The sequence below is a fragment of the uncultured Empedobacter sp. genome (assembly GCF_937930195.1).
Taxonomy (GTDB): Bacteria; Bacteroidota; Bacteroidia; order Flavobacteriales; family Weeksellaceae; genus Empedobacter; species Empedobacter stercoris.
The window spans coordinates 1-14,057 of sequence record NZ_CALGVK010000001.1 but is presented as its reverse complement, the minus strand read 5'-3'; the positions used below and the strand labels follow the sequence as shown (position 1 = coordinate 14,057).

General features: G+C 31.9%; 13 protein-coding genes and 1 pseudogene. 10 read left to right on the top strand and 4 right to left on the bottom strand.

Annotation, left to right across the window (positions count from 1 at the left end):
• From porU to Q0616_RS00055, 4 genes and pseudogenes are all read left to right on the top strand, one after another.
• Positions 1 to 3,293, top strand: a 3,293-nt coding sequence (gene porU / locus Q0616_RS00070) for a type IX secretion system sortase PorU (protein ID WP_298773846.1), incomplete at its 5' end; no start/stop codon positions are given.
• 33 nt (positions 3,294 to 3,326) lie between these two features.
• Positions 3,327 to 4,526 carry a type IX secretion system outer membrane channel protein PorV gene (gene porV / locus Q0616_RS00065; RefSeq protein WP_298773843.1) on the top strand — a complete coding sequence of 400 codons (1,200 nt, stop codon included), beginning with the start codon at positions 3,327 to 3,329 and terminating at the stop codon, positions 4,524 to 4,526.
• Positions 4,527 to 4,650: 124 nt separating this feature from the next.
• Positions 4,651 to 5,556 (top strand): annotated as a pseudogene (locus tag Q0616_RS00060) (pirin family protein).
• Positions 5,557 to 5,561: 5 nt separating this feature from the next.
• Positions 5,562 to 5,963: an OsmC family protein gene (locus Q0616_RS00055; RefSeq protein WP_171623626.1), complete on the top strand. Its 402-nt coding sequence runs from the start codon at positions 5,562 to 5,564 to the stop codon at positions 5,961 to 5,963.
• An 82-nt stretch (positions 5,964 to 6,045) separates the two neighbouring features.
• On the opposite strand, the gene rocD is transcribed toward Q0616_RS00055, so the two are convergent.
• From rocD to hemW, 3 genes are all read right to left on the bottom strand, one after another.
• Positions 6,046 to 7,278: an ornithine--oxo-acid transaminase gene (gene rocD / locus Q0616_RS00050; protein ID WP_225541865.1), complete on the bottom strand. Its 1,233-nt coding sequence runs from the start codon at positions 7,276 to 7,278 to the stop codon at positions 6,046 to 6,048.
• 68 nt (positions 7,279 to 7,346) lie between these two features.
• Positions 7,347 to 8,153 carry a glutamate racemase gene (murI, locus tag Q0616_RS00045; protein ID WP_225541866.1) on the bottom strand — a complete coding sequence of 269 codons (807 nt, stop codon included), beginning with the start codon at positions 8,151 to 8,153 and terminating at the stop codon, positions 7,347 to 7,349.
• A gap of 17 nt (positions 8,154 to 8,170) precedes the next feature.
• Positions 8,171 to 9,298, bottom strand: coding sequence for a radical SAM family heme chaperone HemW (hemW, locus tag Q0616_RS00040; protein ID WP_298773829.1), 1,128 nt, complete (start codon positions 9,296 to 9,298; stop codon positions 8,171 to 8,173).
• A 135-nt stretch (positions 9,299 to 9,433) separates the two neighbouring features.
• On the opposite strand from hemW, the gene Q0616_RS00035 reads away from it, so the two are divergent.
• Entirely contained in the window at positions 9,434 to 9,625 is a 192-nt protein-coding gene (locus tag Q0616_RS00035) for a cold-shock protein (RefSeq protein ID WP_171623630.1), read from the top strand.
• A 54-nt stretch (positions 9,626 to 9,679) separates the two neighbouring features.
• Here Q0616_RS00035 and Q0616_RS00030 read toward each other — a convergent pair whose 3' ends face one another.
• Positions 9,680 to 10,222: a hypothetical protein gene (locus tag Q0616_RS00030; RefSeq protein WP_225539755.1), complete on the bottom strand. Its 543-nt coding sequence runs from the start codon at positions 10,220 to 10,222 to the stop codon at positions 9,680 to 9,682.
• Between the two features lie 41 nt (positions 10,223 to 10,263).
• Here Q0616_RS00030 and Q0616_RS00025 point away from each other — a divergent pair, with 41 nt between their 5' ends.
• From Q0616_RS00025 to Q0616_RS00005, 5 genes are all read left to right on the top strand, one after another.
• The gene (locus Q0616_RS00025; RefSeq protein WP_188320085.1) at positions 10,264 to 10,596 is read left to right on the top strand and encodes an MGMT family protein; all 333 of its coding nucleotides are present in this window, start codon (positions 10,264 to 10,266) and stop codon (positions 10,594 to 10,596) included.
• Positions 10,597 to 10,654: 58 nt separating this feature from the next.
• Positions 10,655 to 11,587 carry an ABC transporter ATP-binding protein gene (locus Q0616_RS00020; protein WP_298773821.1) on the top strand — a complete coding sequence of 311 codons (933 nt, stop codon included), beginning with the start codon at positions 10,655 to 10,657 and terminating at the stop codon, positions 11,585 to 11,587.
• Between the two features lie 12 nt (positions 11,588 to 11,599).
• Positions 11,600 to 12,919, top strand: a complete 1,320-nt coding sequence (locus tag Q0616_RS00015; protein WP_171623634.1) for an ABC transporter permease — start codon at positions 11,600 to 11,602, stop codon at positions 12,917 to 12,919.
• A 74-nt stretch (positions 12,920 to 12,993) separates the two neighbouring features.
• Complete coding sequence (gene pepE, locus Q0616_RS00010) at positions 12,994 to 13,713, top strand: dipeptidase PepE (protein WP_298773814.1); 720 nt, start codon at positions 12,994 to 12,996, stop codon at positions 13,711 to 13,713.
• A gap of 27 nt (positions 13,714 to 13,740) precedes the next feature.
• The coding region (locus Q0616_RS00005) for a DUF2200 domain-containing protein (protein WP_298773812.1) at positions 13,741 to 14,057 on the top strand (317 nt) is incomplete at its 3' end.

Sequence of the window (14,057 nt, the reverse complement as noted above, 5' to 3'; positions counted from 1 at the left end):
CAAAATCCTTAAAAATTTATGGAAATGGTGAAGGTCGCTTAATGGAAAATTTGACAGAAGGTCGAAAAGGCGAGTTGAATGAAATTCCAATTAAATTTGTTGGTGGAGATGACGGAAGTTTTGATAACAATGATTACGTTTTATTTTATGCAAAAGGTCCGCATCAATGGTATAGAGATAATACCACAACTTTAAGTAATGTAAAACTTCGTTATAATTTATATGATGAATCAGCCTATTATTTTATAAGTTTTAATGGAAGTGATGGGAAACGTGTGCAAAATAGTTCACTAACTGGTTCACCTGTTAAAACATTTTCGACATTTGATCATTTACAATTTCACGAAAAAGATTCAATTAATCTAAATGGTCTTGGACAAATTTGGGTTGGAGAAAATATTGGATTAAAAGATGGTTTTAAAAAAACATTCAAAGCAAATTCTATTGTAAATGGAGGTGAAGCATATTTACGTTACGCTGTTGTAGGGAAAAATTCTAATAATAATTATTCTATAAATGCTAATGGTCAAATATTTACTGGGAGTTTAGGAAATTCGGAGTTTAACAGAACTGAAGATGATAAATCTATTACTTTAAACTCAAATACAATTGATATTTCAGTTTCGTCTGTAGGAAGTAATCCCTCTGGTTTAGGTTTTTTAGATTATTTACAACTTCGTTTCAAGGATAATTTAGTATATAATAATGAACAGTTTACGTTTAGATTTTTATCTGACTATTCTAATCCAATGAATGCATTTACATTACAAAACTCTTCAAATGTTAATGTTTGGAATGTTTCTAATATTCATCAAATTTCAAATCTTCAGCCAGAAAGCGGTTCTTATAAATTTGAGAATTCGCCACAAAATGAGTTTGTAGCTTTTCGAGATGAAAATGCTTATAATGATGCAAAATTTGTAGGTCGTGTTGCGAATCAAGATATACGTAGTTTAGTTGATATAAATTATGTTGTGATTACGCACCCAAAATATTTGGATCAAGCACTACGTTTGGCAAATTTCAGAAAAGAACATGATAAAATAAATACTGCTGTTGTAACAACAGACCAAGTTTACAATGATTTTTCATCTGGAAGTCAAGATCCAATTGCGATTCGAGATTTTTTAAAGTTTTTGAAAGATAATCAAAGTCCAAACTTAGAATACGCAGTATTATTTGGTGCAACAACGTATGATCCTAAGAATAGAATAAAAGATTTTACGAATTACATTCCAACGTTTACAGACGAACCTTCAACAAATATAAACGAAGCTATTGCAACAGATGATTATTTTGCGATGTTAGATAACAATGTAAAGATGTTATCAAATAATGTTGATGGTGTTTATAAATATGATGCTAATTGGTTTAATATAGCTGTTGGTCGAATTCCTGCATCAAATTCTCCAGAAGCGAAAGTTTTAGTGGATAAAATCATTTCTTATTATGATAAAGTTCAAGGAAAAGGAACTTCATATGGAGATTGGCGTACAAAAGTTGTTGCAGTTACAGATAACGATGATAATGTTAATACTCCAAATTTTGACGTTTCTATTGATGGTGAGTTTACTAAAAAAGAAAATCAAATTTATACGGTAAACAAAATATACACAGGTGCTCATCAACCCGAAGGTACATCGGCAGGTGTTCGCTATCCAACGGTTAATCAGGCGATATTAAATGGAATTGAATTAGGCTCTAATTTCTTGATGTATTATGGACATGGTGGTCCACGAAGTTGGGCACAAGAACGTATTATTACCGCAGAAGAATTAACAGGTTTGTCTAATTTTAGTGCTGCTTATTCGCGATTACCTATTGTATGTACTGTTACTTGTGATTTTACGATTTGGGATTTACCACAATATAATTCAGCAGGTGAAATGATGTTGAAAAATATAAATGGAGGAGCATTGTCAATGATTACAACAAACCGTCCTATTGGAACAGGATATGGAGATACAATGAATCAGTATTTGATTCAAGAATTTTTCAAAAAGGATGGTTTAGAAAATCAAACGATAGGAAAAGCGCTAAATCAAGCTAAAATTAGTTATTCTCCTTCTCATGGTAATCACAAAAGTGTTAGTATTTTGGGAGATCCTATGTTAGCTATTCATCGTCCGCAACAAGAGATTGAAATTTTAAGCATCGAAAATAAGGAAGGTACAATTTCTACAAAAAGTAATCCGAACAAAAATGTGATGAAGGCCTTAGATTTTGTAACGATTAAAGGAAAGGTCAATCAACTTACTTCAACTTCTATTGACAATACTTTTTCAGGAAAAATAGCGGTAAGCCTTTTTGAGAAAGAGGAAATAAAAACCTTGTTAAGTGAATCTACTCATAATGGAAAAACGTTCAAAACAGAAAATAAAACAATTTATAAAGGAACGGGAAAAGTAGTAAATGGAGAATTTACGATTCAGTTTTATGTGCCGAAAGATATCAATTACGAGCTAGGAGATCGAAAATTAAAATTTTATGCGTGGGACGAAAAAGATGGAAAAGACGCCTCTACTTTAGAAATTGTTTCGATGGAAGGAATTAACGAAGAAGGTTTAAATGATGATGAACGTCCGCAAGGAAAATTATACATGAACAATTTAAATTTTGCCAATGGTGGAATTACAGATCGTTCGCCTTATTTGGTTGGTTGTTTAACTGATAATACAGGAATTAATGCAACAGGATCTGGTATAGGACATGATATTGTAGCAACAATAGATGGTAAAGTTCAAGATGCTTATGTGTTAAACGAATATTATGATGGAGGTGATGCAAATCCTTGTATCAATAAAGATTTCGAAGATTATCAGAAAGGTCAAGTTATGTATCAATTAAAAAATTTAGAACTTGGTCAACATACCGTAAATCTTAAATTTTGGGACATCAACAATAATTCGAATACTGCAACGTTAGACTTTGTAGTAATGGAAAATGGAACGGGACAATTGCATATTGATAAATTACTAAATTGGCCTAATCCATTTACAAAGAATACCTTTTTCCATTTCGAACATAACTGTGATTCTGAGTTAGATGTAATGGTTCAGATTTTTACCATTTCGGGTAAATTAGTCAAAACACTACGTCAAACCGTTTCTGCAGAACCTTTCCGAGAAGGATATCGTACAGGAAAATATGCGATAGAATGGGATGGTTTGGATGATTTTGGAGACAAAATAGGAAAAGGTGTTTATATTTACAAAGTCAATGTAAAAGGTGTTGAAGATACCGTATGTAAAGGTTCAGCAGCAGCAGTTGAAAAATTAGTTATTTTAAAATAATAGAAAAATAAAAATATAATCAATATAACACGAATGAAAAAAATTACCGCAAGCTTATTGATTTTAGCATCGGCTTTTACCTATGCTCAAGATACAGGAAGTAATAATACAGATAAAGATTATACAAAATCAAATCCAATTTTAACGGGAGCACCATTCTTAAAAATTTCGCCTGATGCACGTGCAGGTGGTTTAGGAGATCAAGGTGTTGCGACATCGGCGGATAACTATTCTCAGTATTGGAATGCTGCTAAATTTGCTTTTGCACCAGATTACTCTGGAGTAGCGTTCACCTATACGCCATATATGAATTCATTAACAAACGATGTTTTCTTGTTAAACGCCTCTTACTATACTTTTTTAGGACAAGATGAACGTAGTACATTAGGTGCAAGTATCTACTATTTCAATATGGGTGAAATCGAACTAAATGAACTTGTCGGAACAGATGTTGTATCTACGGGTATGGCTAAACCAAATGAATTTTCGATCGACTTATCGTATGGTTTACGTTTAACAGATAACTATTCGATGGCAGTTACAGGTCGTTTTATTCGTTCAGACTTATTTAACGGAGTAAATGAAGCAGGTGTTCAAGCTGCTAATACTTTCGCGGTTGATTTAGCTGGTTATTACCAATCAGAAACAATGGATACAAATAATTTTGAAGGTAAATTACGTGGAGGTTTCCAAATTTCTAATATTGGACCAAAATTAGATTATTCAAATTCAGAAGAGAACGCATCTTATTTGCCAACAACATTACGTTTAGGAGTTGGGTATGATTTCAAATTTGATGATTACAATAAAGTAGGTATCACAACAGAGTTTTCTAAATTGTTAGTTCCAACACCTCAATATGAATATGATGAAGAAGGGAATATAACAAATAGTTACATCCCAAATAAAGGTGTAATGGAAGGTATCTTTAGTTCTTTTGGTGATGCACCGGGAGGAGGAAGCGAAGAATTAAAAGAAATTACGTATTCAGTTGGTGCAGAGTATTCTTACAACGATGCTTTATTTATTCGTGCAGGTTATTTCCACGAAAGCCCAATGAAAGGGGATCGTCAGCATTTAACATTAGGTTTAGGGCTTAAATACAATGCTTTTGCATTTAATGCTTCTTACTTAATTCCAATGTCAGAAACGAACAACGCCTTAGAAAATACATTACGTTTTGGTATTGCGTGGAACTTTGGAGGAGAAACTCAAAACAGTTACGATTACTAAAATCGTTAATATAAAGTTATAAAAGAGGTTAGCTATTGGCTAACCTTTTTTTATTTGTTAACTTAAATCAAGTTTTAAAGGCAGGATTAAAACGAACTTTACATGAAATAAAAACGTATACTATATGTCTAATGTTGGATTAATTTTAGAAGAGAAAGCGGCTGATATTGGCAACTTTTTAGTGGGTAGATTATTGCCTTTTCGTCAGAAAAGACATGTCGGGCCATTTGTATTTATCGACCATATGGGACCAACAAAGCTGAAAGATTATCAAAATCTTGATGTAGGTCCACATCCGCATATTGGTTTGTCTACTTTGACGTATTTGTTCGAAGGGGCCATTATGCATCGCGATAGTTTAGGAACCGAATTGGAGATAAAACCTGGAGCAGTAAATTGGATGACAGCAGGAAAAGGTGTGGTGCACTCGGAGCGTACACCCGAATATTGACGTACAACAGACAAAACGCTTCACGGTTTACAAATTTGGGTAGCACTCCCAAAAGAATTAGAAAATATGGAACCGAGTTTTACACATGTTGATGCAGAAAAACTACCAACTTGGTCAGATGAAAATGCAGATTACAGATTGATTGCGGGGCAATTTGGTGAGCACAAATCTGCGGTACCTGTTTATTCGCCAATGTATTTAATCGAAATTAAAGCGAAAAACACCTTCAATGTCTCGTTAGGAAAAGATCTTTTTGGAGAATCTGCGTTGTATGTTTTAGAAGGTTCTATAAAAGATGCAGGTGAAATCTATGGGACGAAACAATTATTGGTTGCCAAAGATGCTAAATTATGTGAATTTGAAATTGAAGCAGGTTCAACGGTTTATATTTTTGGAGGTGAAGAATTACCAGAAGAACATTTTATTTTTTGGAATTTTGTGAGTTCTTCAAGAGAAACGATCGAAAAAGCAAAAGAAGATTGGGTGAATCACCGATTTCCAAAAGTACCAGGAGATGACGATTATGTGCCAATGCCACAAGCACAAAAGAATTCAAGAATTAAAGGAAACGAAAAATAAATAAAATGAGTGAAGTGAATGTGACGTCGACTTCGACGGATAAAAATTATATTTCAAAAATAAAATCAGGTAAGCACGAATTTACAGTTGATGAACCAATTGATAAAGGAGGCTTGGATACTGCTGCAAAACCAAGCGAATTGTTAGGCGCAGCTTTGGCTTCTTGTACATCGATTACATTGCAAATGTATATGAATCACAAAGAATTTCCATACAAAAAAGTGGAGGTTGATGTGAACTATGATTTGATTACAACCGAACCAATAACATTTCATCGTCACGTAATTATCGAAGGTGATTTTGATGAAAAACAGCAAACAAGATTATTAAAAGTTGCAAATTCTTGTCCAATACACAAAATCTTAGATAAAGGTCACGAAATTGAAACGACAATAGAATTCATTTAGAAATAAAAACTCCTTCTATTAACAGACTCAAAAGTGTCTAACTTTTTTAGTAATGTAAAAGAAGGAGTCTTTTTATGCTATATTATTTGTTAAACTCTTCTGCGGTTTTACGAATAATCGCTAAACATTCGTGCAATTGTTCTTCGTTCATCACAAGAGGAGGAGCGAAACGAATGATGTTTCCGTGTGTAGGTTTAGCCAATAAACCGTTGTCTTTCATTGCAACACAGAAATTCCATGCTGTTTCAGATTCTGGCGTATCATTGATTAAAATAGCATTTAATAAACCTTTACCACGAACCGATTTGAATAAAGGAAATTCTTCAGCCATTTTAGTGATTTCTGTTCTAAAAATTTGACCTAATTTTTCTGCGTTATCAGCTAATTTTTCGTCTAAAACAACTTGTAAAGCTTCCATTGCAACCGCTGCAGCCAAAGGATTTCCACCGTAAGTAGAACCATGTTGTCCTGGTTTAATCACATTCATCACTTCATCATTTGCTAAAACAGCAGAAACAGGATAAACTCCACCCGATACAGCTTTACCTAAAATTAAAACATCAGCATTAATATTTTCATGATCAATCGCTAACATTTTTCCTGTACGAGCAATTCCTGTTTGGATTTCATCTGCAATAAATAAAACATTATGTTGTTTACATAATTCTTCGCAAGCTTTTAAATATCCTTCAGAAGGAACATTAACACCAGCTTCACCTTGAATAGGCTCTACTAAGAACCCACAAATTTTGTCAGCTTTTTCTTCAAATAATTGTTTCAAAGCATTTACATCATTGTATTCAACGGCTTCAAAACCACTTGTATAAGGATTGAAGTTTTTACGCGCATCTTCATCATTCGAAAAAGAAATAATAGTTGTTGTACGTCCATGGAAATTGTCTTTACATACAACAATAATTGCTTCACCAGCTGCAATTCCTTTCTTCTCATACCCCCATTTACGAGCAATTTTTAGAGCAGTTTCAACAGCTTCAGCTCCCGTGTTCATAGGAAGTACTTTCTCGAAACCGAACAATTCTGTTAGAAATTTTTCATATTTTCCAAGTTCAGCATTGTAAAAAGCACGAGAAGTTAACGTTAATTTTTCTGCTTGTTCTTTTAATCTATTAATAATTCGAGGATGACAATGTCCTTGATTGACAGCTGAATAAGCAGATAGGAAATCGAAATATTTTTTTCCATCTACGTCCCAAACGTAAACTCCTTCTCCTTTTTCCAAAACTACTGGAAGCGGATGATAGTTATGAGCTCCGTATTTTTCTTCTAATGCAATTAATTCTGATGTTCTTTCCATGTAATAATTTGTTTTTTGTTTGTATGTTATTATCTATAAAAAAACCGACAAATAATAGTCGGTTCTATTTAGTTCATTAATTTTTTTTCAATTAATTGAATATCTTTTCCAAAGAATTTTTTAGCAACTTTTATAATGTTATCTGTGTTTACAGAAATATAAAAAGTATAGGTTGCAGCAGCATTTTTTTCTGCTAATTTTCCTTCTTTCGCTAATTGATAAATGACTTGATTAATTACTATTAAAGGCGAATTTACAATATCAACTTTCCCTTCGAATACTTGATTGATTTCTTTTTCAAGATGAGTATAATGAGTACACCCTAAAATAATAGAATCAATTCCTTCTAATTTTTTGTTTAACAAATAAGTTTCTAAAACAGCTTTAGAAATAATAGAATTTGCGAAACCTTCTTCGATAACAGGTACCAAGAGTGGAGTTGCCATTTCAACTACGTTGATGTGTTTATTGCGACGCCGAATTGCTTTTTTGTACGCACCTGAATTAACTGTTGTTTTTGTTGCAATAACGCCAATTTTTTCTCTTAGTTCGAACGATACTTTTTCAGCAACGGGAGAAATAACATCAATAACAGGAATATCTTTTCCTGCAGCATTTTTAATCTCTTTCAAAGCATTCGCAGTTGCAGAATTACATGCAACTAAAATTGCTTTACAATCATTGTCCTTTAAAAAATTAGTAATGTCTACCGAAAATTGTGTAATCGCTTCTTTAGATTTTTCTCCGTAAGGTAAATTTTGAGTATCACCAAAATAAATTAAACTTTCGTTTGGTAGCAAACGTTTTATTTCTTTTGCAAACATCAAACCACCAACACCAGAGTCGAAAACACCTATTGGTCTGTTATCATTCATAACGCAAATTTAACAATTTAATCGATGTAAAATAATCTTGATGCAATTCCATCAGCAAAAAATTTTGATTCAGGTTTCAAAATGATTTTATTTTCTTGTTTGATGATAAGATTTTCTTTAATTAACTGATTGATTTCTTGATAAAATAAGTCAAGTATAGGTTGAGAAAATTCAGAATTTATTCGATCAACATCTATTCCGTATATAGTTCTTAATCCGATCATTATCATTTCATTAAATCGTTCAGCTTCATTTAACACTTCAATTTCTTGAGGTAAATTATTTTGATTAATTGCTTGTATATATTTTGTATTGTTGGCTATATTCCAAGCACGTGATTTTCCATTGTAAGAATGAGCAGATGGACCAATTCCCATGTAATGAATTCCTTTCCAGTAATTGGAATTATGCAAAGAAAAATAATTTTCTTTTCCAAAATTAGAAATCTCGTATTGTATAAAATTATTCGATGTTAAGGTATCAACTAAGAGCTGAAATTGTTCATTTTGACGATCTTCATCAACAGGTTTTGTGATTCCTTTTTTGATTTGATGATCCAAAATTGTTTTCTCTTCAACCGTTAAAGCATAAGAAGAAATATGCGGAACATTTAAATTTATTGCTTTCTGAAGATTCTTCATCCACATATCATTAGTAGTTGTCGAAGAACCATATATCAAATCAATTGTGATGTTATCAAAACCAAAATCCTGAACAAGTTTTATCGATCGTTCTGCCTCTTGTGCATTGTGTGCACGGTTCATTAATTGTAGATCTTCTTCAAAAAACGATTGTACACCAATCGAAAAACGATTGATAGGAGTTGATTTTAAGAATTTAAGTTTTTCTTGGTTCAAATCATCTGGATTTGCTTCGAGTGTAACTTCTTTTAAATTTTGGGTTGAATAATTTTTAAAAATCGTTTCGAAAATGCTTTCTAATTCTATTTCAGAAAGGATAGAAGGAGTTCCTCCACCAAAATAAATAGTTTCAAGTGGTTGTGATATTTCATTTTTTCTAAGTAAAAGCTCTTTGTTAATCGCTTTTACCAGATTAGATTTGTTGTGAAGATTTGTAGAAAAATGAAAGTCACAATAACTACATTTCTGTTTACAAAAGGGGATATGAATATAGATTCCTGCCAAAATAATTAAATATTAGGCAAAATTAGGTTGAATTGGTAGTCTAAAAAAATGGAACTAAAAAAAACTAAAAAAAAATGAATATAGTATTGGTTTTGAAAATAATTCTTATATCTTTATCGGCGTAAATAAAATACTATGAATAAAGGAACTGTAAAATTCTTTAATGAAGAAAAAGGATACGGATTTATTAAAGATGACGAATCAGGAAAAGAGTACTTCGTACACGTTTCTGGTTTGGCAGACAAAGTAGCTCAAAATGATAAAGTATCATTTGACTTAGAACAAGGAAAAAAAGGTATCAACGCCGTTAATGTGAAAGTAATCTAATTAATATATTATCTCAACATATTTCTTGTAAAGCGACCGGATTGGTCGCTTTTTTTATTTTATATTTTCATTGTTTTCATAAAATTCTGCATCATTTAATAACGTATTTACAAAATGATACAATCTTCCTAATTGAAATTTAGCCAATTGATGTCCATATAAACTTGCTAAATAAGTTCCTAAAGCCAATATAACAGAAAACGGAACAGACCAAATCCATATACTTTCACCTTTTACTATGTATTCTGAAATTGCATACGAGCCTAATGTTATAAAAACAGCACCACTTAATCCATAAAGGAAAGCAAAAAATGTCCAAATGCTGGGTTTAGGACCAATAATTCCTCTTACAACCAAATAATTTGGATGATCATCATCTTCTTCAATTCGAATTTGTAATTGGGGATGCCAATATTTATCTTTATCTTTTCTAACACGAACCATTGTTACTTCCTCATTCGCATAACCACCAAACTCTGAAGTGTTTTGTTGCAAATGTTTTTTAATTAATTCGATAAATTCTTGTTTTGATAAATGGGTATACACCTTAAAACGTGGACGGCTTAAAAGAGATTTAATTGGAACTTTTTGGCTCATATTCTATTAGTTTATCTAAATTTACAATAAATGTTTAGATTGTGACAAAAATTATTTCTGATACTTATGAGAAAATTTACCAAATCGTTTGCCAAATCCCAGAAGGACGAGTTTCTACTTATGGATTGATAGCGAAAAGTATAGGTGAAAAATTTTCAGCACGTGTTGTTGGTTATGCAATGAATCATTCACACCATCGAGATGATGTTCCAGCTCATCGAGTGGTTAATAGAAATGGTCAATTAACAGGAAAGCATCATTTTAATCCTTCGAGTTTAATGCAACAATTGTTGGAAAATGAAGGTATAGAGATAGTAAATGATAAAGTGGTCAATTTTAAAGAAATTGTATGGGATCCGAACGAATCTCATTAAAATCTGTAACGAAATCTACTTTCTTCTTACTAATTTTACAAATCAAATGATATAGATAATGGATTTTTTATTGCAAGCCGAAGGCTTAACAAGAAAATATAAAGATAAAGTTGCACTTAACAATTTTAGTATCAATATTCCACAAGGTTCTATTTATGGACTATTGGGACCAAATGGTGCTGGAAAAACAACTTTCATTCGAATAGTTAACCAAATTACAGCTCCTGATAGCGGAACAATTTTACTAAACGGAGAGCCTTTGACAAAAAAATCAATTGGTCAAGTTGGTTATATGCCAGAGGAACGTGGGTTATACAAGAATATGAAAGTAGGAGAACAAGCCCTTTATTTTGCGAAATTAAAAGGTCTTTCTTCTGCTGAAGCAAGAAAACGTACCGAATATTGGTTCGAAAAACTTGATATGATGTCTTGGTGGAATAAAAAATTGAGTGAACTTTCGAAAGGAATGGGACAAAAAGTTCAGTTTGTTATTACGGTTATTCATAATCCTTCGTTGTTAATTTTTGATGAACCTTTTAGTGGTTTTGATCCTGTAAATGCGCAAATCATTGCAAATGAAATTTTGGAATTAAGAGATAAAGGGACGACAATTATTTTTTCGACCCATAGAATGGAATCTGTTGAAGAAATGTGTGATCATGTTGCATTAATCAATCAATCTAATAAAGTGTTAGACGGAACAATAGAAGAAGTGAGAAATCAATTCAAAACTGGTAAATTTTCTATTCAATTGGATGAAGTAGCATCGGATGCTCTACAAAATTTAGCAAATGAATTTGAAATTTCTGACATGAGAAATTTTAATCAACGAACAGAGTTTAATCTTTTATACAATAAAGAAACACCAACAAACGAAATTTTACAAAAGTTAATGCAAATTGGTCAAGTTCATCAATTCAAAGAAATTATTCCTTCGATGAATGACGTATTTTTAGAAGCTGTTAAACAAAGTTCTATTTCTAATCTTTAAGCTTAATTATAAATGAAAAATATATTTTTGGTTGCGCAACGCGAATTTTTTTCACAGGTAAAAAATAAAGCGTTTGTTATTATGACTTTTCTTTCTCCTTTATTAATTGTTGGAGCAGGAGCGGTAATTTTCTTTTTAAGTTCTGCCAATAATTCAGAAGTCAAAAATATCGCAATTGTGGATGAAAGTTCTGAGTTTATTACATCGTTTAAATCTTCTAAACAAATGATGTTTAGTATTTATACGCCTCAAGAATTGAAATCAATAAAAGATACACTGAAAGGAAGTGAATATTTGAATGCCATTCTTCACATTCCAAAAAATACAGATGGTAACTATGAGAATATTGAAAAAAATACCGAGTTAATTACCAATGGTAATTTGGGAATCACAGATCGTGAAAAAATATCACGCACAATTAGTGATAAAATCGAGAAAGAGAAACAAACAAAGTCTGGTATCAACGAAACTGCATTAGAAGCTTCTAAAGCTCGGGTTAACTTGAATGTTTTCAATGTTTCGGATGGAAAAGAAGACAAAGGAATGGAGTTGAAAATTGCTTTAGCCATGTTTTTAACGTACATCATTTTTATGTTTGTGATGATATATGGTGTAAAAGTAATGCGCTCTGTTGTGGAAGAAAAAAATAACCGTGTGGTTGAAATCATTATATCTTCTGTCAAACCTTTCGAATTGATGATGGGTAAAATTGTGGGAACAACCATGGTTGCCGTTACTCAATTTGCGATTTGGATTGGAATGACTATGGCTTTGTTGATGATTTTTCCAGCCATCGCAGCGTCTAAAATGGATATGTCGCAACAAATGATGAACCAAGCTCAATTAGCAGAGTCGAACCCAGATATGATGCAGAAAATAACAGAGATTAGCGAAGTTTTATTGACATTTAATTATCCGTTAATTATTTTTGTATTTATTGCTTATTTTATTTTAGGTTATTTGTTTTACAGTTCAGTTTTTGCAGCAATTGGCTCGGCTGTAGATAATGATACAGATACACAACAATTTACATATTTTCCTTTAGTGCCAATGATGATTGGACTTTATGGAAGCATGACGACTTTCGAAAATCCAGATGGTCCTGTCGCTTTTTGGTTATCGATGATTCCGCTAACTTCTCCAATTTCTATGATTACTCGAATTCCATTCGATGTTCCGATTTGGCAACTAGCGTTATCCTTATTTTTATTGTTAATCAGCACTATTTTTATGGTTTATATGGCTGGAAAAATTTACAGAATTGGAATTTTAATTTATGGTAAAAAACCAACCGTAAAAGAAATGATTAAATGGATCTCGTATAAAAATTAAAACGATATAAAAACCGAAGTAAAAATGCTTCGGTTTTTTGTTTTTAGAATTAACTTTGATAAAAATTAGATTTTATGATACATCCAAATTATCGATTGCTTGTGATTAGCACAAGTACAATTTATGGTAGTGGATATTTAGAATATATTCGAGAAGAGATTTTAGATTTTTTACAAACAGATGAATTACTTTTTGTTCCATTTGCGCGACCTTCTGGCATTTCGTACGATGAATACACGAACAATGTGGTTACTGCTTTGCAACCTTTTGATATAAAAGTGACAGGTTTACATAGTTATGAAAATCCGAAAGAAGCCATTTGTAATGCAAAAGCTATTTTTGTTGGAGGAGGAAATACGTTTTTATTACTTAAAACTTTGTACGAATTAGGTTTAATTGAAGCTATACGAAATACAATTTCTGAAGGTGTTCCATATATGGGTAGTAGCGCAGGAAGTAATTTGACAGGTTTAACAATTGGAACGACAAATGATATGCCTATTGTGTATCCACCAAGTTTTGATGCCTTGCAGTTTTTACCATTTAATATTAATCCTCATTATTTGGATCCAGATCTAAACTCTACGCATAAAGGTGAAACGAGAGAAACGCGAATCAACGAATTTCATAAATTTAATAGACAAACTGTAATCGGATTAAGAGAAGGAAGTTGGTTGAGAGTAGAAAACGGAACAATCGAATTGAAAGGAGATTTAACAGCTCGAATTTTTAAACCCAATCAATCGGCTATTGAAGTAAAATCGGGTATATTAGAAGAATCTATTTATTTGTAATTTTATTTATCCAATAATTTATTTCGAATGAATACAAAGGTTTTTAAAATGTCTTTTGCGAGTGTATATCCGCATTATATCAAAAAAATAGAATCCAAAGGAAGAACAATTCAAGAATTAGAAGAAGTTATTTTTTGGTTAACAGGTTACACTAAAAATGATTTGGATCGAATAATAGAATCAAAAATAGATTTTGAAACTTTTTTTGCTGAAGCTAAATTAAATCCAAATGTAGATAAAATTAAGGGTGTAATTTGTGGATACAGAGTAGAAGAAATTGAAGATCCGCTATATCAAAAAATTAGATATTTGGATAAAGTGATTGATGAATTAGCAAAGGGAAA